The organism is Bartonella capreoli, assembly GCF_902813205.1.
Classification (GTDB): Bacteria; Pseudomonadota; Alphaproteobacteria; order Rhizobiales; family Rhizobiaceae; genus Bartonella; species Bartonella schoenbuchensis.
In genome coordinates, this window is the sequence record NZ_CADDZX010000068.1 from 1 (window position 1) to 848 (window position 848).

2 protein-coding genes are annotated in these 848 nt (G+C 39.5%); both read left to right on the top strand.

Annotation, left to right across the window (positions count from 1 at the left end; genetic code table 11):
- Positions 1 to 370 (top strand): single-stranded DNA-binding protein (ssb, locus tag J7R05_RS07330; RefSeq protein WP_208541776.1); only part of this gene is annotated, 370 nt, incomplete at its 5' end.
- Positions 371 to 385: 15 nt separating this feature from the next.
- Positions 386 to 848, top strand: a 463-nt coding sequence (locus tag J7R05_RS07335) for a hypothetical protein (protein ID WP_208541777.1), incomplete at its 3' end; no start/stop codon positions are given.

Sequence of the window (848 nt, forward strand, 5' to 3'; positions counted from 1 at the left end):
GGTGAATTTTCGTATAGGCACTTCTCAAAGATACGTAGATAAAAAAACAGGTGAAAAGGTAGAGAAAACAGAATGGCACTCTATCGTGGTTTTTAATCCACATCTTGCAAAGGTTGCACTTCAGTATTTGAGTAAAGGTTCCAAAGTTTATGTTGAAGGTCAATTACAGACGCGTAAATGGCAAGATAAAAGCGGGCAAACACACTACACAACAGAAATTATCTTACCGCAATATAAAGGGGAATTGAGGATCCTTGATAGTGTTCAAAAAGCTGAACCTGACATGGTTGTTCAAAAGCAAACAATGGCATGGGAGAGTGGTGGTCGAGAATACTTAGAAACGACTTTGGATGACAATATCCCGTTTTAATCAGGAGGTTTTCTTATGAAGAAACGTAAGAAACGGGGAAGACCTAGAATAAAAGGTCAAATAAGAGAACCCAATGGACGTATCTCGCGTGCAAAAACACCTGATAAGTCTTCATATCAACAGACACTTGAAATGCGTGCCAAGCGTTATGGGGTGAGTATTCAAGATGCGAAAAACCCGATTATTGGCACTTATGTAGGGCGGTTATATTTATTGGAAAAAAAGATTAATCAAGATCAATACGATGCATCACAGCAGTATATGCAGGTGTTAAACGATTATCGGTGTGCGAAAGGGTTTCCGGGGGCAGTTCATGACGATGTAGCTTCTAATCACGATCAAGATGGTCTTGAGAAGTGGATTGAGGTAGCAACTGATCGCTATGAAGCTATGCAAGAGGTTATCAGAGAAGCACAAGGTTTATATCGTCAGTATAATCTTTATGCTGCTTTGCAGTATATCGTTATTGAAGATCAAC